This is a genomic window from Chromohalobacter sp., assembly GCF_039830575.1.
Taxonomy (GTDB): Bacteria; Pseudomonadota; Gammaproteobacteria; order Pseudomonadales; family Halomonadaceae; genus Chromohalobacter; species Chromohalobacter israelensis.
Window position 1 is genome coordinate 101,502 of record NZ_JBDOOX010000012.1, and the last position, 17,396, is coordinate 118,897.

The window sequence follows — 17,396 nt, forward strand, 5'->3', positions numbered from 1 at the left end:
CATGAGCGGCGAGGTACTGATCAATTTGACGCCGATGGAGACGCGCGTTGCCGTGGTCGAGAACGGCGTCCTGCAGGAAGCCTTCATCGAACGCAGTCGGCGGCGCGGCATCGTGGGCAACATCTACAAGGGCAAGGTGGTGCGCGTGCTGCCGGGCATGCAGGCCGCGTTCGTGGATATCGGTCTGGAGCGCGCGGCCTTCATCCATGTCAACGAGGTCGTCTCGCCCAATGCGAGCGTCGACGAGCATGTCACCATCACGCACTTGCTGCAGGAAGGGCAGCCTCTGGTGGTGCAGGTCACCAAGGACCCGATCGGTTCCAAGGGCGCACGCCTGACCACGCATCTATCGGTCCCCTCGCGCTACCTGGTCTACATGCCCGACTCGCCCCACACCGGCGTTTCCCAGCGCATCGAAGACGAGAACGAGCGCGAGCGGCTCAAGACGCTGATCGAGGCCGCCCACGCGGACATGCGCGAGGGCGCTCCGGGGGGCGTGATCATTCGCACCGCGGCGGAGGGAGTCGGCCAGGAGGAACTGACCGCCGACATGCACTTCCTGCTGCGCCTGTGGCGCAAGGTCGAGGAGCGCCAGCACAGTGCGGTGCCGCCTGCCTTGCTCTACGACGACCTGCCGTTGTTCATTCGTACGCTGCGCGACGTGATGCGCGATGAAGTCGAGCGCGTGCGTATCGACTCGCGCGAAAATTATGTCAAGCTGAAGGAGTTCGCCAAGGAGTTCATGCCCGATGTCGAATCGTGCATCGAGTACTATCCCGGCGAGCGTCCGCTGTTCGATCTCTACAGCGTCGAAGACGAAATCCAGAAGGCCCTGGGCCGCAAGGTGCAGCTCAAGTCGGGCGGGTATCTGGTGATCGATCAGACCGAGGCGATGACCACCATCGACGTCAATACCGGCGGTTACGTGGGACATCGCAATCTCGAGGAAACCATCTTCAAGACCAACCTCGAGGCTGCCACCGCGATCGCGCGGCAACTGCGCCTGCGCAATCTCGGCGGCATCATCATCATCGATTTCATCGACATGGAAGACCCCGAGCACCAGCGCCAGGTATTGCGCGTGCTCGAAAAGGCCCTGGAGCGGGACCACGCCAAGAACAAGCTGACCGGCGTGACCGAACTCGGCCTGGTGCAGGTGACGCGCAAGCGCACCCGTGAAAGCCTGGAGCAGACCCTATGCGAGCCCTGCCTGACCTGCCAAGGCCGTGGAACGCTCAAGACGCCGGAAACCGTGTGCTACGAAATCTTCAGGGAAATCCTGCGCGAGGAGCGCGCCTACAGCCCAGAAACCTACATGGTGCTGGCGTCTCAAGCGGTCGTCGACCGCTTGCTCGACGAGGAGTCCACGGCGGTGGCGGATCTCGAGTCCTTCATCGGCAAGACGATTCGTTTCCAGGTCGAGGCCCATTATTCCCAGGAGCAGTACGACATCGTGCTGATGTGAGCCCATGACAGCGTTGCGAGGATGTTGGCGCTGGGCGCTCACGATCATGGCCATCGTGCTGGGGGGTATCGCGCTGATACTGCTGGCGGCACGAGGTGTCACCACGCAAGCCGATGCGTTTCGCGGTGAGCTCGAATCCCTGCTGGCCAGCCGCTTCAGCGCCAATGCCGAGGTGCAACGGCTGGGGGCCGAATGGCATGGCTGGGATCCTGCGCTGAATCTGTCGGGCGTGACCCTGCGCGCCGCGACGCGACAGGGGGCGCCGCTGCTGAGCCTCGACAGTGCCCAGGCGCGCCTCGATACCCTGGCGTCCCTGCGGGCCGGATATCCGGTATTTGCCCGGGCCGACGTCGAGCGGGCCACTGTGCATCTCTATCAGCGCGAGGACGGCGGTTGGGGATGGCCGTCCGCCGAGGTGCCCGAGCAGGTGCAATCGTCGCGCTTTCGGCTCGCCGATCTCGATCGCTGGGTCGGGGCCTTGCTGCGCCAGCGGGTGACGATCGACGATGCCCGGGTGGTACTGCATGGCCAGAACGACAGCGTCACGCTCGTCGCGCCACGGCTGCTGATGGCGGGGGGCGACTCGCGGGCCCATCTCGAGGGACGCATGCATGTCGCCGGCGAGCCCTCGGCGGCGCTCACTGCCGTGCTCGACGTGCTGCCTGGTCAGCGAGGTCTGGGAGCCTTCAATGCCGCGCTGCAGGTGGATGTCAACGCCGACGGATTGCTGGCGCTGGGCCGGGTATTGACCGCCAACGAACGCTACACGCTGAGCGCTCTGGAAGGGGATGCACGGCTTTGGGCACGCTGGCACGACGCGCGCCTGGAGGATGCGCGCCTGCGTCTGTCGTTGCCCAGGCTCGAGGCCACGCAGCGCGACGGGCCGCCGTTGAGCTTCACCGATATCGGCCTGCGTGCCCAGGCCTTGCGCGATGATGACGGAGGGTGGGACCTCTGGGCTAATGGATTGTCCGCGACGCGCGACGATAACGACATGTCGCCACTCCCCGAGCGCCTGCAGGCACGCCTGGATACCGATGGCTGGTGGTTGCGCAGCAGCGGCTTCACGATCGAGTCGCTGGCGCCCTGGGTGGCGCTGTTGCCATTGTCCGACGAGCATGCACGGATGCTGGATCGCATGGCTCCGCAGGGGCGGGTCACCGGCCTGGAGCTGGGCCGGCGCGAAGGGCAGTGGTATTCGCGCGCGGCGCTGACCGGGGCGCAGGTCTCGGCCTGGGACGGCATCCCTGGTGGCGGCCCCTTCGCGGCCTGGATCACCGCCGATGGCGAGACGGGGCGTGTGCGCTTTCGCGGCCCCTCGGGGATGCAACTCGTCTTTCCCGATGTCTATACGCAGCCACTGACGATCGGCGGTGCCAGCGGGCGCGTCGACTGGCGACGCGACGGCGATGCCTTCGATATCACCGGCCACGATCTGCGCGCCGTGTGGCGCGACGCCCCGGTCAGCGGCACCTTTGCCGTGCATGTGCCGCGTGCCGATGACGCGCCCGGACATCTCGATCTCGATCTCGAGTTCGCCGATGCCGATGCCATCGAGACGCCGCTGCTCGAGTGGCTGCCCACCGAACCCATGGACGAGGAACTGCTCGACTGGCTGTCGCGCGTGAGCGGCCGGGTGACCCAGGGCCGACTCTCGCTGTCGCAGACGCTCACCGAGCGCGAAGCGCCGGAAGGGCAGATGTTCGTCAATCCCGACGACCGCCTGCAATTGCAGCTGGACATCGAGCAGGGGCATTTGCCCTACGATCCGCAATGGCCCGCCCTCGACAATGTCGCCGGCCATCTGGACATCGACAACCAGTCCCTGGTGGCGCAGGTCGATCACGCGACCAGCATGGGGCTGGAAACCCGCGACGCCCGTGTCCTGATGGTCGGCAACACGCTGGGCGTTCGGGGAGACGTGTCGGGGAGCAGTCAGGCACTGCTGGATTACCTGGCCGCCGCGCCACTGGAAGAACTCAGCGAGACGTTTGCCGGCTGGCAGAGCGAGGGCCGTGTTCAGGCCGATCTCGACTTGACCATTCCGCTGGCCATTCCCGAGACCATGCAGGCGGATATTCAGGGGCGCATCGAAGCGTCACGGCTGTATCTCGACATGCTGCACTTGCCGCTCGAAGACCTCACGGGCGACCTGCGCTATCGTCACCGCAACGATCAGGATCTCTTGACCGGTAACGTCTCGGCACGTGCCCTGGGCGGGCGCGTGGACGGCGAGCTGGACATGGGGGGCGAGGGCTTCACGTTCGATGGCCGCGCCAGTGCCGCGGGGCTGCTGGCATGGGCGGGGCTGGCGCCGCAGCCCGCGCTTGCCGAGGGCAGCATGCCCTATCGGGCACGCGTGACCTTCGACGAGGAGGACAATGCCAGTGTGCGCGTGACCAGTGATCTCGCCGGGCTGGCGTTGCATCTGCCGGCGCCCTTCGGCAAGACCGCCGGTGAGACGCGCTCTCTCCTGGTGACCTCGGATGTCGCGTCGGGCAGTGGTCAAGTGCGGCTGCCCCCGTGGGGACGTGCGCGCTGGCGGACGCAGGGCGATGCGCTGCAGGGGCAGGTATGGCTCGAGGACTGGCCACAGGCTCCGCAATGGCCTCGTCAGGCGGGCTGGTTCGTGAACTGGCAACCCGCGCGGCTCGATCCGCAGCAGTGGATCTCGCTGCTGCGCGAGCGGGATCTCGAGGCCGATGTCGCCGCCAAGTCGGCTGCCCAACCCCGCGAGGCGGGCGGCGCAGGGGGGGCGTCGAGCACCTTGCAGCGTGTCAGCATCTCGACGCCTTGCGTCGTCGTCGATGGCGACTGTCGCGGCGCGTTGCAGGCCGCCGCGACTCCCCTGGGCGAAGGGTGGCAACTGGCTCTCTCCGGACCCATCGCCGCCGGGACGGCGCAGTGGCGGCCGGAGGCCGAGCGACCGGTGGACATCGACCTGATGCGCCTCGATCTCGACACGTTGTGGCCGTCTCCCGAAGAGGGCGAAGACGGTCCGGTCACCCTCAGCGAGGAGATCGCCACGCCCCCGGAACCGGCGGCATTTCCCGGCGGCATGGCTGGTTGGCCGGACGGACGCCTGCATATCGGGGAACTGCGCCGCCAAGGCCAGGCATTCGGTCCGCTGGATGGCGAGTGGCGTGCCTCGGCACAGCGTCTGACGCTCAAGCCGGTATCGCTGGTCGTCAACGGGGTGACGGCCAGTGGCGAACTCACCTGGGAAGCGGCGGGGCGTGACGACAGCCTGACCCGCGCGCGCCTGTCGCTGGAGGGCGCCAACCTGGGTGATGCGTTGGTGCGTCTGGGCCAGCCCGAAGTGGTCAATAGCGAAAGCGTCGACATCGGGGCACGTCTGGCGTGGCCCGGCGCCCCCTGGCAGTTTGCCGTGGAGCGTTCTCAGGGCAGTATCTCGCTGGCCTTGACCAATGGTCGCTTCCGTCAGATCGACCCCGGACCTGCCAAGCTGGTGGGATTGCTCAACCTGGACAATATCTTTCGCCGCCTGACGCTGGATTTCTCCGATATCACCCGCGAGGGCACGGCCTTCAACAGCGTGACCGGCGAGGCGACCTTGTTCGATGGTAAGCTTGTCACACGTGGCCCGGTTGAAATCGACGGCTCGGCCACCCATTTCACCTTGCAAGGCGAAGCCGACCTCGTGCAGCGTACACTCGATCAGCGACTGGGCATCACCGTGCCGGTGAGCCAGAACCTGCCGCTGGCAGCCGTACTCGCCGGCGCACCGCAAGTGGGCGTGGGCCTCTACCTCGCCCACAAGCTGTTCGGTGGCTGGCTCGACAAGGCAACGCAGATTCATTACCGCGTGCACGGCCCCTGGTCGTCGCCGCAACTGACACTGGAAAGCGCCCGATGAACGCACTCAACGATAGCGCCTTGAATCAGGCGACCTCATTGCTCCTCGCGCCGGGCGGTCTCGACCTGTCGGCGCTGGATACCGGCCTGGGCCACGCCATGGGCCCGGGCGTCGATTACGCCGACCTCTATTTCCAACGTACCTGGCAGGAAAGCTGGATACTCGAGGATGGCGAAGTCAAGGACGCCGGTTACAACATCGACGGCGGTGTCGGGGTACGTACCCTGGCCGGAGAGAAGACCGGCTTCGCCTACTCGAACCAGATCAGTGCCGATGCGCTGGCCGATACCGGCCGTATCGCCGCCGGGATTGCGCGTAGCGGGCAGCGAGTGTCGCCGCAGGCGGTGCATGCTGCGATGCCGACGCGGCGCTATGCCGATGTCGATCCGCTGGCCGGACTGTCGGCCGCCGACAAGATCGCCATGCTGAAGACGGCGGACCGGGTGGCACGCGCCGCCGATCCGTGCGTCTCCCAGGTCAGCGCGTCGCTGTCGGGCGAGTACGAAGTGGTGCTGGTACGCGCCAGCGACGGCACTCTGGCCGCCGACATTCGGCCGCTGGTGCGCTTCAATGTCAGCGTCATCGCCGTTCGCGACGGCCGTCGCGAGCGAGGCAGCGCCGGCGGCGGAGGGCGCTACTCGATGGCACGCCTGCGCGACGACAACGTCGCCGAACGCTTTGCCAAGGAAGCCGTGCGCCAGGCGCTGGTCAATCTGGAGGCGGTCGACGCCCCCGCCGGGCAGATGCCGGTCGTGCTGGGCAATGGCTGGCCGGGAATCCTGCTCCACGAAGCGGTGGGCCACGGTCTCGAGGGCGACTTCAATCGCAAGGGCAGTTCGGCGTTCGCCGGGCGCATCGGCGAGCGTGTGGCCTCCCCCGGCGTCACGGTGGTCGACGACGGCACCTTGGCCGACCGGCGTGGTTCGTTGAGCATCGATGACGAGGGGACACCCACGCAGTGCAACACCCTGATCGAGGACGGCATTCTGAAGGGATACATGCAGGACAAGCTCAACGCGCGCTTGATGGGCATGGCGCCCACCGGCAATGCGCGTCGCGAATCCTATGCCCATGCCACCATGCCGCGCATGACCAATACCTGCATGCTGGCCGGCCAGGACGACCCCGATGACATCGTCAAGAGCGTCAAGCGGGGCATCTACGCGGTGAGCTTCGGAGGTGGCCAGGTGGACATCACCTCGGGGCGTTTCGTGTTTTCCGCCTCCGAAGCCTATCTGATCGAGGACGGCAAGGTCACCACGCCGGTCAAGGGCGCCACGCTGATCGGCAACGGCCCCGAGGTCATGCAGCGGGTTTCGATGATCGGCCACGACCTCGAGCTGGATACCGGCATCGGGGTCTGCGGCAAGGAAGGGCAGGGTGTGCCGGTTGGCGTGGGCCAACCGACACTCAAGATCGATGAACTGACCGTGGGCGGCACGCAGTCCTGATGGCGCCTGGCATGCGGCCTAGCGTGGCATGCCCGCCGTCTCGCGGATCAGACGGAACAGTTTGCGGGCGTTCGTCGGCGGTTTTTCACGCTGGCGTTCGCTCTGGGCGTTGCGGATCAGTTGACGCAGCGTCTGTCGATCGACATCGGGATATTCGGCGATGAAGGCCTCGAGCGACTCGGCGCTGGTGTCGTCGATCAGCCGGTCACGCCAGCGCTCGAGCCGATGAAAGGCCTGGTCGCGGCGCACGGCTTCCTGCTCCATGGCGTCGAAGGCCGCCTGGATGGCAGGCAGGTCCTCGCGGCGCATGACCTTGCCGACGTATTGCATGTGACGTCGGCGGCCTTCGTGGGAGCGGATGCGCGAGGTTTCCTCGACGGCGAAGCGCATGTCCTCGGAAAGTGGCAAGCGCGCACGTTCGGCCTCGCTCATCGCGATGATGCGCTCGCCCAGCGCTTGCAGGGCCTTCATTTCGTTCTTGCGCTGGGTCTTGCTGGGGCGCTCGGCGGCGTCGTCGTCGTGTTGATCGGGGAGGTCGGTCGACATTGCATTACCATCATGCTTCGGGGATGACCGTGCAGTATATCAGGCTTCCTCGACAATCCTATCGAGCCTTTGAGCAGTGTCTCGGGCCATATGAGTACAGGAGCAGACCATGAGCCAGGCCTTCGATGCCGTAGAGCAGCAAGCACGCTTGGAGGCGCGCGTGGCACAGGCCCTGGAATGGGCCAAGCAGTTGGGTGCCGATGCGTGTGAAGTGGGGGCCAGTGTCGACCAGGGCATCGGTGTCAGCGTGCGCCTGGGCGATGTGGAGAGCGTCGAACTGTCACGCGATCAGGGCATTGCGGTCACTGTCTATGTCGGGCAGCGCAAGGGTAGCGTGTCGACGTCCGATGACAGTGACGAATCGCTGCGCGCGGCGGTCGAGAAGGCCGTGGCGATCGCCGGGTATACCGGCGAGGACCCCGCGTCCGGCTTGGCCGATGCGGCGCTGATGGCCACCGATCTGCCGGATCTCGGGGTGCACCATCCCTGGCCGCTGAGCACCGATGACGCCATCGAGCTGGCGCTGGCCTGCGAAGCCGCCGGGCGCAATGTCGAGGGCATCACCAACTCCGATGGGGCCAGCCTTTCCAGCGGCGAGGGCGTTCGCGTCTATGGCAACAGTCACGGCTTTCTGGGCAGCCAGCGCGGCAGCAGGCATTCCTTGTCGTGCATGCTGATCGCCGGCCACGGTGCGGAAATGCAGCGCGACTATGATTACACCTCGGTGCGCGACCCTGCGGCCATGCTGGCGCCGGAGACGGTGGGACGCAACGCCGCCGACAAGACGCTGGCTCGCCTGGGGGCGAGCTCGCCGGCCACCGGACGTATGCCGGTGCTGTTCGCGCCGGAGCTGGCCAGCGGCCTGGTGGGCAACTTTTTGAACGCCATTGCCGGAGGGGCGTTGTACCGCGAGGCTTCCTTCCTCTGCGACCGGCTTGGCGAAAGCGTCTTTCCCGAGTGGTTCACCTTGCGGGAAAAGCCACGAGAATATGGTGCCATGGCCAGCACGGCCTTCGACAACGATGGCGTGGCCACGCGCGACAACGTTTTCATCGACCGGGGGCGCCTGGCGAGCTACATGCTGTCGGCGTACAGCGCACGGCGGCTGGGCATGAGCACGACCGGCAATGCCGGCGGTGCCCGCAACCTGCGTATCGAGGCACCCCTGATGTCGCGCGAGGCGCTCTTGGCACGCATGGAGCGCGGTGTGCTGGTCACCGAGCTGATGGGGCAAGGCGTCAATGGCGTGACCGGTGACTATTCACGCGGTGCGGCAGGTTTCTGGGTCGAGAACGGCAAGATTCAGCATCCCGTCGAAGAATTCACCATCGCGGGGAATCTGCGCGACATGTTCGCCAACCTGGAAGGCGTGGGCAGCGATACCGACACGCGTGGCAGCGTGCATACCGGCAGCTGGCTGATCGGTGACATGATGGTCGCTGGCGAGTAAGGCCGGCGTCCCTCAGTAGAACGCCGCGGCCAGGCCCAGAAACGCGACGAAGCCGACCACGTCGGTGATCGTCGTCAGCAATACGCCGCCCGACAGGGCCGGATCGATCTTCAGGCGCTTTAGCAGCACGGGGATCAAGGTGCCGGCCAGGGCGGCGATGGTGAGGTTGATGACCATCGCCAGGGCGATGATGCCGCCGAGCTTGTAGTCATCGAAACGCACGATGGCGACCAGCGCGACGATCACTGCCCAGAGCACGCCGTTCATCATGCCCGACAGCATTTCCCGCACCAGCAGCCAGCGCACGTTGGCGCCGCCGACATGCCCCAGGGCGATGCCGCGGATCAGTACCGTCAGCGTCTGCGAGCCGGCAATCCCGCCCATGCTGGAAACGATGGGCATCAATACCGCCAGGGCGGTGATCTGCTGAATGGTCGATTCGAAGATGCCGATGGCGAACGACACGATGGTGGCGGCCACCAGGTTGATGCCCAGCCATACCGCGCGTCGACGTCCGGTGCGCCAGGCCGGCGCGAAGGTGTCTTCGTCCTCGTCGAGACCGGCCATGCTCATGACCTGGTGCTCGGCATCCTCGCGAATCACGTCGACCACGTCGTCGATGGTGATGCGTCCCAGCAAGGCGCCGTCGGTGCTGACCACAGGTGCCGAGATCAGGTCGAATTTCTCGAACAGGCTCGCGACTTCGGTGTCCGCGGCGGTGGCCTGTATCGTGGGAAAGTCGGTATTCATGACCTCGCGCACGAGAATCGACGGGTCGGAAACCAGCAGGAGGTTGAGCGGCAACGTGCCGATCAACTCGTCGCGTCGGGTCACGACCAGCAGGGTGTCCGTGGAGTCGGGCAGCTTCTCGTGACGGCGCAGGTAACGCAGCACCACGTCCAGGGTGATATCCGGGCGAATGGTGATGGTGTCGGTGTTCATCAAGCCGCCCGCGGTATCCTCCGGGTAGGAGAGGACGGTCTCGATGCGTTGGCGTTCCTGCGCCTCCATGGCTTGCAGGACTTCGTGGATCACCGTGTTGGGCAGGCGCTGCAGCAGGTCGGCGAGGTCGTCGACATCGAGCCCCTCGGTCGCCGAGACGAGCTGTTCGGCGTCCATGCGGCCCAGGAACTCGCTTTGGATGTCATCGCCCAGGTATTGCAGTACGTCGCCCTGCAAATCGGCATCGACCAGCTCCCAAAGGACATTCCGCTCGCGCGGTGGCGTCGATTCGAGCAGGTGCGCGACATCGACCGGTGCCAGGCCACGGTTGAGCATGCGCCGAGCCTGATCCAGCGCCCCGCTTTCGAGGGCATCGCTGAGGCGGTCCAGGCGCGGTTGTAAATGCTTGTGATTGGGGCTCATGAGGAATCGGCATCCTTTGTCGATGCTGGGCCAAGGTCGATTCTAGGTCGTGGCGCTATTCTACCATCGCTTCGGGCAGGCGCGAACACTGTTCGTTAATCAGGCGTCTTCCTCGAATCGCGACTCGAACAGGTCGGTCAGTGCATCGAGCACCTCATCGGCGTCCTCGCCATCGGCCTGGACGTCGAGCTCGGTTCCGCAGGGAGCGGCGAGCATGAGCAACGACATGATGTTGGCAGCGTCCGCTTCGCGTTCGCCGTGAAAAACGCTGACGCGGGCGGCGAAGGGCTGGCAGCACTGCACCAGCTTGGTGGCCGCGCGGGCATGCAGGCCGCGCTTGTTGGTGAGTTGCAGTCTACGACACGGCATTGCCATCCTCCGGCAATGCCGCTTGAACCCCCAGTTCGCGATGGCGCAAACGCACGCCGCTCATCTGCTGGGCGAAATGGTGTGCCAGATCCTCGACCAGATAGACCGAGCGGTGCTGGCCGCCGGTGCAGCCGACCGCGACGGTCAGGTAGCTGCGATTGCTGGCCAGATAGGCGGGCAGCCAGCGCTCCAGCCAGTGGCGAATGTCATCGGCCATGGCGCGGACATCGGGGTAGGCCTCGAGAAAGGTGACGATCTGCGCGTCGCGCCCGTCGAACCCGCGTAGCTGGGGATCCCAGTACGGGTTGGGCAGGCATCGGGCGTCGAACACCATGTCGGCATCCAGCGGCACGCCGCGCTTGTAGCCGAACGACTCGAAGGTCAAGGTCAGATGGCGGCCGCTGTGGCGAGCCACCTGTTCGGCGATGCGCCCACGCAACTCATGCACCGACAGGCTCGAGGTGTCGATCACCAGGTCCCCGATGTCGCGGATCGGCGCGAGGTAGGTCTGCTCCTGCTCGATGGCTTCGGCGAGGGTCATTTCGCTGGCCCGCGTCAGCGGGTGGCGGCGGCGCGTCGCCGAATAGCGTTCGAGCAGGATGCGCGAGTCGGCGGTCAGATAGACGACCTGGCATTGAATGCCACGCCCGCGTATTTCCTCGAGCAGGACCGGAAAGCGGCGCAGGGCGTCGGGAAGGTTGCGGGCATCGATGCTGACGGCGATATGAGTGCGCGAGGGCGGTCCCTCGCGCAGCTCATCGATCAGGGGCGCCATGAGGCTGGCGGGCAGGTTGTCGATCGCGTAGTACCCGAGATCCTCGAGTGCCTGCAAGGCAATGGATTTGCCGGAGCCGGAACGGCCGCTGATGATCACGAGTTGCATGGGCGCGCCCCTTGGTTTGCGCCAGCGTCAGCTGGCGCGGGTGTCTTGCTGGCGTATGGCCTCGATCAGGGTATCGTAGAGTTGCCGTTGGGTCTGCGCTTGTCGCAGCCTGCTACGGATGGCGCTGTCGTTCATGATGGCTGCGACCTGGGCGAGCAGCGACAGGTGGGCGTCATCGGCTTCTTCCGGGACCAGCAGCACGAATATCAGGTCGACGGGCTCGCCGTCTATCGCATCGAAGTCGATGGGGTCCTGAAGACGCAGAAAACCGGCGATGGGCGCCTTGCAATGCGGGTTGCGCGCATGCGGAATGGCAACGCCATTGCCGATGCCGGTGCTTCCCAGGCGTTCACGACCGATGAGACGGCCGAAGACCTCCTGGCTGTCGAGGCTAGGCGTATTCTGGGCGATGAAGGTGCTGAAGAATTCCAGCACACGCTTCTTGCTCCCCCCGGCAACGCCGAAGAGGGCGCGCTCGGGGGGCAGGATGCTTTCCAGTGTCATGGCGGATTCAACGGGCACCGGCGCCCTGGGCGCGTGCCTGCATCTTTTCTTTGTGTTTGACGAGCTGGCGGTCGAGCTTGTCGGTGAGGGCGTCGATGGCAGCGTACATGTCGTCGCTCTGCACATCGGCGTGCAGGTCGGCGCCTGCGGCATGAAGCGTGCATGCGGCCAAGTGACGTTCCTTTTCGATGGATAACGTGACTTGAACGGTGGTGATGTTGTCGTAATGCCGTTCCAGACGTGCGAGCTTTTCATTGACGTAGTCGCGCAGGGCATCGGTCAATTCGATGTGATGACCGGTGATATTGACTTGCATGGCACGCTCCTATTCCATCGGTTGGCACTTTGATTGTAACCCTTTTTAGGGCAATGCATAGCCCCGGGCGATGCCTGGGTGTCGACGACCGCGGCGAGTCTACGCAGCGGCGTCGACGGGTGCAAACGTTGGGCGCTCAGGCCAGGCGCTTGCGTTCGCTGGAGGAGGGGATGCCCATCGCTTCACGATACTTGGCCACCGTGCGGCGTGCGACCTGAATGCCGTCCTGTGCCAGCAGGTCGACGAGCTTGCTGTCGGACAACGGCTTGCGTGGCGGCTCTTCGCCGATCAGCTTCTTCAGCCGGGCGCGTATCGCGGTGCTGGAATGGGCGTCGCCTTCGCCGTGGCCGCCGCCCACATGGCTGGAGAAGAAGTATTTCAGCTCGAACACGCCACGTGGGGTATGAATGAATTTCTGCGTCGTGACACGTGAAATGGTCGATTCGTGCATGTCCACCGCGCCGGCGATATCGGCGAGGATCAACGGTTTCATCGCTTCTTCGCCATGCTCGAGGAAGTCGAGCTGACGGGCCATGATTTCGCGGCCCACGCGCAACAGGGTGTCGTTACGGCTGGACAGGCTCTTGAGCAGCCACTTGGCTTCCTGCAGGTGCTGCTTGAGGAAGGTGTTGTCGTCACTCTTGTCGGCCCGCTTGATCAGAGCGGCGTAATCCGGCTGGATGCGGACGCGCGGCAAGGCGTCGGGATTGAGCTCGATGCGCCATTCCTGACGAACGCGGCGGGCGATGAGGTCGGGGATGACGTAATCGTTGTCGCTGTCCTCGAAGGCCAGACCGGGGCGCGGGTCGAGCGTGCGGATGAGGGCGATGATATGGTCGAGTTCCGCCTCTTCGAGACGCAGGCGCCGTTTGAGCAGCTTGCGGTCGTTGCCGGCGAGCGCGTCGAGGAATTGACGCACCAGGCGCTTGGCCTGGGGAAGCAGCGGCATGTCCTCGGGCAGGGCGCCCAGCTGCAGCAGGAGACATTCGCGCAGATCGCGAGCGGCGACGCCCGTGGGGTCGAATTGCTGCACGCGCATCATGACCTGCTCGACGTCACCGATCTTGAGGCCGGCCAACCCCTGACCGCGCAGCCCATCGAGAAGCTCCTCGAGCGACACGGTAAGGTAGCCATCGGCGCCCACGGCATCGATCAGACTCTCGGCGATCGCATGTTCGCGTGGCGTCATGTCGGTCATGGCCAGTTGCCAGCCCAGATGATCGTGAAGGCTGGTGTGCGCCGTGTTGCGTTCGATGTCGGGGCCTTCCTCGCTGCCCCCGCTGCCGTTCAATGAGCCGAGCCCGGCGTCCTGGTAGGTATCGCTCCAGTCGCTGTCCAGCGGCAGGTCTTCCGGAATCTCGCTGCTCCAGTCGTCGTCCTGCGTCTCGCTGACTTCGCGCTCGTCGAAGTGTTCCTCGAGTTCCAGCATGGGGTTGGCGTCCAGCGCCTGCTGGATCTCCTGACGCAAATCCAGCGTCGAGAGCTGCAAGAGCTGGATCGCTTGCTGCAACTGAGGCGTCATCGTCAGCTGGGTGCCGACGCGAAGCTGAAGCGTAGGTTTCATGGACATGGAGAGTCGGTCGTCGCTTCCTGAAACGGTGCCCGTACGTTATCCCGCAGCGACGTGAGTTGCAAGAATGGAAGCAACAACCATGCCATTTATATGAGCCAAGCGTGATACCAGTGGCTTGCGTTCACAGGCGGAACTCGTGGCCGAGATAGACGTCGCGCACTTTCTGGTTGGCGAGGATGGCGTCGGCATGCCCTTCGGCAATGATTTGCCCATCGCCGACGATGTAGGCGTTGTCGCAGATGTCCAGGGTTTCCCGCACGTTGTGGTCGGTGATCAAGACGCCGATGTCGCGGTCGCGGAGCTGGCGGATGATGCCCTTGATTTCGCCCACCGAAATCGGGTCGACGCCGGCGAAGGGTTCGTCGAGCAGGATGAAGGCGGGCTCGGTGGCCAGCGCGCGGGCGATCTCCACGCGGCGGCGCTCGCCACCGGAGAGGCTCATGCCGGGGTTGTCGCGGATATGGGTGACGTGAAACTCCTCGAGCAATCGCTCGAGCCGATCCTTGCGGGCGGCCTTGTCGAGATCGCGCCGTGTTTCGAGGATGGCCATGATGTTGTCGGCTACCGAGAGCTTGCGGAAGATCGAGGCTTCCTGCGGCAGGTAACCGATACCGGCGCGGGCACGCTCGTGCATGGCCGCGCGGGAAAGATTGCGTTCATCGATGTGAACGCTTCCCGCGTCGGCGCCCACCAGGCCGACGATCATGTAGAACGAGGTGGTCTTGCCGGCGCCATTGGGGCCGAGAAGGCCGACGATGCTGCCCTGGCGAATGGTCAGGCTGATGTCGTGGACCACGCGGCGGCCCTTGTAACTCTTGGCCAGGTTGGCGGCACTCAGGGTCTTCATGGGCATCGCATCCAGGGCGTTGGTGAACGAAAGGTCGAGGGTGTCATTGGTCGTTGCGCGGGGTCAGCGTCATGCGCACGCGCTGATCGCCTTCACCGTCGTCGTCGGAGCGCGCCTGGACCTGGCGGCGGTCGAGGAAATACTCGACATAGGCACCGTTGAAGGTGTCTCCGCCCTGGTGAAGCTGAGCGCGATCGATGAGTTCGACGCGGCGTTCGCCGGCATGATAGATCACGGTGTCGCCCCAGCCCTTGGCCACCGGCTCGTCCGGTGAAGGCTTCTGCTCGAGATAGGCGCGCTCGCTACCGCTGCCGTGGGCGGTGACGGTGGAGACCTCGCCCTGCGCGTTGCGCTCGATCTCCACGCGTGCCGCGGTCAGGCGCATGCTGCCCTGCTGCATGTCGACGTCGCCGGTGTAGACTGCGGTGCCGGCGTTATCGTCGAGATCGAGCTGGTCGGCGGCGATCTCGATGGGCTGGCTGGCATCGCTTTCCAGCGCCAGGGCCGCGTGACTGGCCAGGCCCAGTGCCGCGCATGCCAGCGCGACCGTCAAGGTTCGTGTCATCATGTGTCGTCCTCGGCAATCTGTGGGTGGTGGCCTTGCACGTCGCCGGTCAGGCGCGCACGGTCGGTATCGAGCCAGGCGTCGAAGCGATTGCCGCGCACGCGTTGTTCATGCTGCCGCAACACGGCGTCGCTGTCACTCCAGGCATGGGCCTCGCTGGCCTGGTAATGCAGGACATCGGTGTTGAGCCGCCAGCCTTGTTCGGGCTGCACGAGCTGGGCATTGCCGGTCAGGGTCAGCAGATCGCGTTGCGCTCCCAGCCGTCCCTTGTCGCCGGTGATGTCCCATTGGCGGCCGTCTGCGTCGCGTATTTTGGCCACGGGCGACGCGGCACGAATGATATCGTCCTTGGGCGTGTGGACCAGGCGCGGCGACGTGAGCGTCTGGTGCGGGATGCCTTGTGCATCGAAGCGCGTCATGGTCACGCCTTCGAGGTAATAATCCGGCTCCCCGGCATCGTCGCTGGGCACGGGGCCGGGCGTGGTGGCGTTGCGCTGCTCGACGATGGCCAGACCGATGCCTAGCACGACCAGAATCAGCAGCAGCGCGAAGCGCGTCCATTTGCGAGAAGAGAAGAACGTCGGCATGGCGTCACTCCAGGTCGTCGAGATACGGCGCCAGGCTGGCATCCCAGTTCCCCTGGCTGGCCAGCAGTGCGTCGCAGATCTCGCGCACGGCGCCCTGGCCACCCGGGCGGCTGGGCACCCAGTCGGCATGCTCGCGCACGTATGCGGGGGCATTGAGGACGCTCAGTCCCAGACCGGCGGCACGGATGGCGGCCAGGTCCGGGAGGTCGTCGCCGCAGTAGGCGACGTCGGCCAGGGGCAGGCCGAGTGCCTCGCACAGGGCGTGCAGCGCGATCAGCTTGTCCTCGCGTCCCTGATGGACGTGGGCAATGCCGAGCGCCTCGGCACGGCGCGTGACCATGGGCGACTCGCGCCCCGTGATCAAGGCCACCTGGACGCCGCTTCGCTGCAGCATCTTGATGCCCAGGCCGTCAAGGATGTTGAAGCTCTTGGTTTCCTGGCCGTCGCTGTGAAAGTGGAGCGTGCCGTCGGTGAGCACGCCGTCCACATCCAGGGCCAGCAAGCGGATGCGGCGCGCCTTGTCTTGCCATTCGCTGGATCGTGTCATGGACTCTCCTCAGATGACGCCGCTGGCCAGCAGGTCGTGCATGTGCAGGACGCCGACCGGATGGCCCTGGTCGTCGACCACGGCCAGGGCTGTGATGCGATTGTCTTCCATGATCTTGACCGCCTCGGCAGCCAGCAATTGAGGACGAATCGTCTTGCCGCCGTGGGTCATGACGTCGTCCACGCGCAGCTGGCGCAGATCGTCATGATGGTCGAGGGTGCGACGCAGGTCGCCGTCGGTGTAGACCCCGGCGAGGCGGCCGTCCTCGTCGAGCACGCAGGTGAACCCCAGGCCCTGACGCGTGATCTCCAGCAAGGCATCGCGCAGTGGGCTGCCCAGCGCCACCCGGGGCAGGCGATCGCCCTGATGCATGAGGTCTTCGACCTTGAGCAGCAATCGCCGGCCCAGGCTACCGCCGGGATGCGACAGGGCAAAATCCTCGGCGGTGAAGCCGCGCGCCTCGAGCAAGGCCACCGCCAGGGCATCGCCCATGGCCAGGGCGGCAGTGGTCGACGCGGTCGGGGCCAGGTCGAGCGGGCACGCCTCGCGATCCACCGCGGTGTCCAGGTGAGCTTCGGCATGCCGCGCCAGGCTCGAGCCCGGGCGCCCGGTCATGCTGACCAGAGGGGTGCCCATGCGCTTGAGAAGCGGCAGCAGCGCCGTGACCTCGGCGGTCTCGCCGGAATTGGACAGCGCCAGGACCACGTCGCGCGCGGTGATCATGCCCATGTCGCCATGGCTGGCCTCGCCGGGGTGAACGTAAAACGCCGGCGTGCCCGTGCTGGCCAGGGTCGCGGCAATCTTGCGGGCGATATGCCCGGACTTGCCCATGCCGGTGACGATGATGCGTCCCTCGCAGGCGAGAAATAGCTGGCAGGCGTGATCGAACGCTTCGTCGAGGCGTTCGATCAAGGCGGCCACGGCATGCGATTCGAGGGTCAGCGTACGGCGGGCGCTGGCGCGGTAATCATGATCGGTGACGGTGTTCATGGTGATGATTGTTGCCCTTCGCGGCCTTTGGCTCAAGCGGCGCGTGCCTGCAGGAAATGGC

General features: G+C 65.5%; 16 protein-coding genes. 4 read left to right on the forward strand and 12 right to left on the reverse strand.

Annotation, left to right across the window (positions count from 1 at the left end):
• Nucleotide 1: 1 nt before the first annotated feature.
• From rng to tldD, 3 genes are read left to right on the forward strand one after another with little or no spacing between them, the layout of a single operon-like run.
• Complete coding sequence (rng, locus tag ABGX75_RS10285; RefSeq protein WP_011507533.1) at nucleotides 2–1,465, forward strand: ribonuclease G; 1,464 nt, start codon at nucleotides 2–4, stop codon at nucleotides 1,463–1,465.
• A gap of 4 nt (nucleotides 1,466–1,469) precedes the next feature.
• Complete coding sequence (locus ABGX75_RS10290) at nucleotides 1,470–5,342, forward strand: YhdP family protein (protein ID WP_224113210.1); 3,873 nt, start codon at nucleotides 1,470–1,472, stop codon at nucleotides 5,340–5,342.
• Entirely contained in the window at nucleotides 5,339–6,793 is a 1,455-nt protein-coding gene (tldD, locus tag ABGX75_RS10295) for a metalloprotease TldD (RefSeq protein ID WP_035412009.1), read from the forward strand. Before ABGX75_RS10290 ends, tldD begins: the two co-directional genes overlap by 4 nt.
• Before the next feature lie 18 nt (nucleotides 6,794–6,811).
• Here tldD and yjgA read toward each other — a convergent pair whose 3' ends face one another.
• The gene (yjgA, locus tag ABGX75_RS10300) at nucleotides 6,812–7,339 is read right to left on the reverse strand and encodes a ribosome biogenesis factor YjgA (RefSeq protein ID WP_011507530.1); all 528 of its coding nucleotides are present in this window, start codon (nucleotides 7,337–7,339) and stop codon (nucleotides 6,812–6,814) included.
• 109 nt (nucleotides 7,340–7,448) lie between these two features.
• Here yjgA and pmbA point away from each other — a divergent pair, with 109 nt between their 5' ends.
• Nucleotides 7,449–8,789, forward strand: coding sequence for a metalloprotease PmbA (gene pmbA, locus ABGX75_RS10305; protein ID WP_035412014.1), 1,341 nt, complete (start codon nucleotides 7,449–7,451; stop codon nucleotides 8,787–8,789).
• 12 nt (nucleotides 8,790–8,801) lie between these two features.
• Here pmbA and mgtE read toward each other — a convergent pair whose 3' ends face one another.
• From mgtE to ABGX75_RS10360, 11 genes are all read right to left on the reverse strand, one after another.
• Nucleotides 8,802–10,154 carry a magnesium transporter gene (gene mgtE, locus ABGX75_RS10310; RefSeq protein WP_011507528.1) on the reverse strand — a complete coding sequence of 451 codons (1,353 nt, stop codon included), beginning with the start codon at nucleotides 10,152–10,154 and terminating at the stop codon, nucleotides 8,802–8,804.
• A gap of 99 nt (nucleotides 10,155–10,253) precedes the next feature.
• On the reverse strand, nucleotides 10,254–10,523 hold the full coding sequence (locus ABGX75_RS10315) for an HPr family phosphocarrier protein (RefSeq protein ID WP_011507527.1): 270 nt from the start codon (nucleotides 10,521–10,523) through the stop codon (nucleotides 10,254–10,256).
• On the reverse strand, nucleotides 10,510–11,406 hold the full coding sequence (rapZ, locus tag ABGX75_RS10320; RefSeq protein WP_011507526.1) for an RNase adapter RapZ: 897 nt from the start codon (nucleotides 11,404–11,406) through the stop codon (nucleotides 10,510–10,512). The genes ABGX75_RS10315 and rapZ overlap by 14 nt, the downstream gene beginning before the upstream one ends.
• A 27-nt stretch (nucleotides 11,407–11,433) precedes the next feature.
• On the reverse strand, nucleotides 11,434–11,910 hold the full coding sequence (ptsN, locus tag ABGX75_RS10325) for a PTS IIA-like nitrogen regulatory protein PtsN (protein WP_043558423.1): 477 nt from the start codon (nucleotides 11,908–11,910) through the stop codon (nucleotides 11,434–11,436).
• Between the two features lie 7 nt (nucleotides 11,911–11,917).
• Entirely contained in the window at nucleotides 11,918–12,226 is a 309-nt protein-coding gene (gene raiA / locus ABGX75_RS10330) for a ribosome-associated translation inhibitor RaiA (protein WP_011507524.1), read from the reverse strand.
• 136 nt (nucleotides 12,227–12,362) lie between these two features.
• Nucleotides 12,363–13,796, reverse strand: coding sequence for an RNA polymerase factor sigma-54 (locus ABGX75_RS10335; RefSeq protein WP_011507523.1), 1,434 nt, complete (start codon nucleotides 13,794–13,796; stop codon nucleotides 12,363–12,365).
• A 124-nt stretch (nucleotides 13,797–13,920) separates the two neighbouring features.
• A complete protein-coding gene (lptB, locus tag ABGX75_RS10340) occupies nucleotides 13,921–14,646 on the reverse strand; it encodes an LPS export ABC transporter ATP-binding protein (protein WP_035412027.1) in 726 nt (241 codons plus the stop codon).
• Between the two features lie 43 nt (nucleotides 14,647–14,689).
• Nucleotides 14,690–15,214 carry a lipopolysaccharide transport periplasmic protein LptA gene (gene lptA, locus ABGX75_RS10345; protein WP_011507521.1) on the reverse strand — a complete coding sequence of 175 codons (525 nt, stop codon included), beginning with the start codon at nucleotides 15,212–15,214 and terminating at the stop codon, nucleotides 14,690–14,692.
• Complete coding sequence (gene lptC / locus ABGX75_RS10350) at nucleotides 15,211–15,840, reverse strand: LPS export ABC transporter periplasmic protein LptC (protein WP_256985401.1); 630 nt, start codon at nucleotides 15,838–15,840, stop codon at nucleotides 15,211–15,213. The genes lptA and lptC overlap by 4 nt, the downstream gene beginning before the upstream one ends.
• On the reverse strand, nucleotides 15,803–16,345 hold the full coding sequence (locus ABGX75_RS10355) for an HAD hydrolase family protein (protein ID WP_110061244.1): 543 nt from the start codon (nucleotides 16,343–16,345) through the stop codon (nucleotides 15,803–15,805). The genes lptC and ABGX75_RS10355 overlap by 38 nt, the downstream gene beginning before the upstream one ends.
• A gap of 9 nt (nucleotides 16,346–16,354) precedes the next feature.
• Complete coding sequence (locus ABGX75_RS10360; protein WP_011507518.1) at nucleotides 16,355–17,335, reverse strand: KpsF/GutQ family sugar-phosphate isomerase; 981 nt, start codon at nucleotides 17,333–17,335, stop codon at nucleotides 16,355–16,357.
• Between the last annotated feature and the right edge of the window lie 61 nt (nucleotides 17,336–17,396).

Excerpts from the sequence above, each read along its gene's own strand:
- rng (WP_011507533.1), top strand. The coding sequence starts at position 2 with ATGAGCGGCGAGGTACTGATCAATTTGACGCCGATGGAGACGCGCGTT.
- ABGX75_RS10290 (WP_224113210.1), top strand. The coding sequence starts at position 1,470 with ATGACAGCGTTGCGAGGATGTTGGCGCTGGGCGCTCACGATCATGGCC.
- tldD (WP_035412009.1), top strand. The coding sequence starts at position 5,339 with ATGAACGCACTCAACGATAGCGCCTTGAATCAGGCGACCTCATTGCTC.
- yjgA (WP_011507530.1), bottom strand. The coding sequence starts at position 7,339 with ATGTCGACCGACCTCCCCGATCAACACGACGACGACGCCGCCGAGCGC.
- pmbA (WP_035412014.1), top strand. The coding sequence starts at position 7,449 with ATGAGCCAGGCCTTCGATGCCGTAGAGCAGCAAGCACGCTTGGAGGCG.
- mgtE (WP_011507528.1), bottom strand. The coding sequence starts at position 10,154 with ATGAGCCCCAATCACAAGCATTTACAACCGCGCCTGGACCGCCTCAGC.
- ABGX75_RS10315 (WP_011507527.1), bottom strand. The coding sequence starts at position 10,523 with ATGCCGTGTCGTAGACTGCAACTCACCAACAAGCGCGGCCTGCATGCC.
- rapZ (WP_011507526.1), bottom strand. The coding sequence starts at position 11,406 with ATGCAACTCGTGATCATCAGCGGCCGTTCCGGCTCCGGCAAATCCATT.
- ptsN (WP_043558423.1), bottom strand. The coding sequence starts at position 11,910 with ATGACACTGGAAAGCATCCTGCCCCCCGAGCGCGCCCTCTTCGGCGTT.
- raiA (WP_011507524.1), bottom strand. The coding sequence starts at position 12,226 with ATGCAAGTCAATATCACCGGTCATCACATCGAATTGACCGATGCCCTG.
- ABGX75_RS10335 (WP_011507523.1), bottom strand. The coding sequence starts at position 13,796 with ATGTCCATGAAACCTACGCTTCAGCTTCGCGTCGGCACCCAGCTGACG.
- lptB (WP_035412027.1), bottom strand. The coding sequence starts at position 14,646 with ATGAAGACCCTGAGTGCCGCCAACCTGGCCAAGAGTTACAAGGGCCGC.
- lptA (WP_011507521.1), bottom strand. The coding sequence starts at position 15,214 with ATGATGACACGAACCTTGACGGTCGCGCTGGCATGCGCGGCACTGGGC.
- lptC (WP_256985401.1), bottom strand. The coding sequence starts at position 15,840 with ATGCCAGCCTGGCGCCGTATCTCGACGACCTGGAGTGACGCCATGCCG.
- ABGX75_RS10355 (WP_110061244.1), bottom strand. The coding sequence starts at position 16,345 with ATGACACGATCCAGCGAATGGCAAGACAAGGCGCGCCGCATCCGCTTG.
- ABGX75_RS10360 (WP_011507518.1), bottom strand. The coding sequence starts at position 17,335 with ATGAACACCGTCACCGATCATGATTACCGCGCCAGCGCCCGCCGTACG.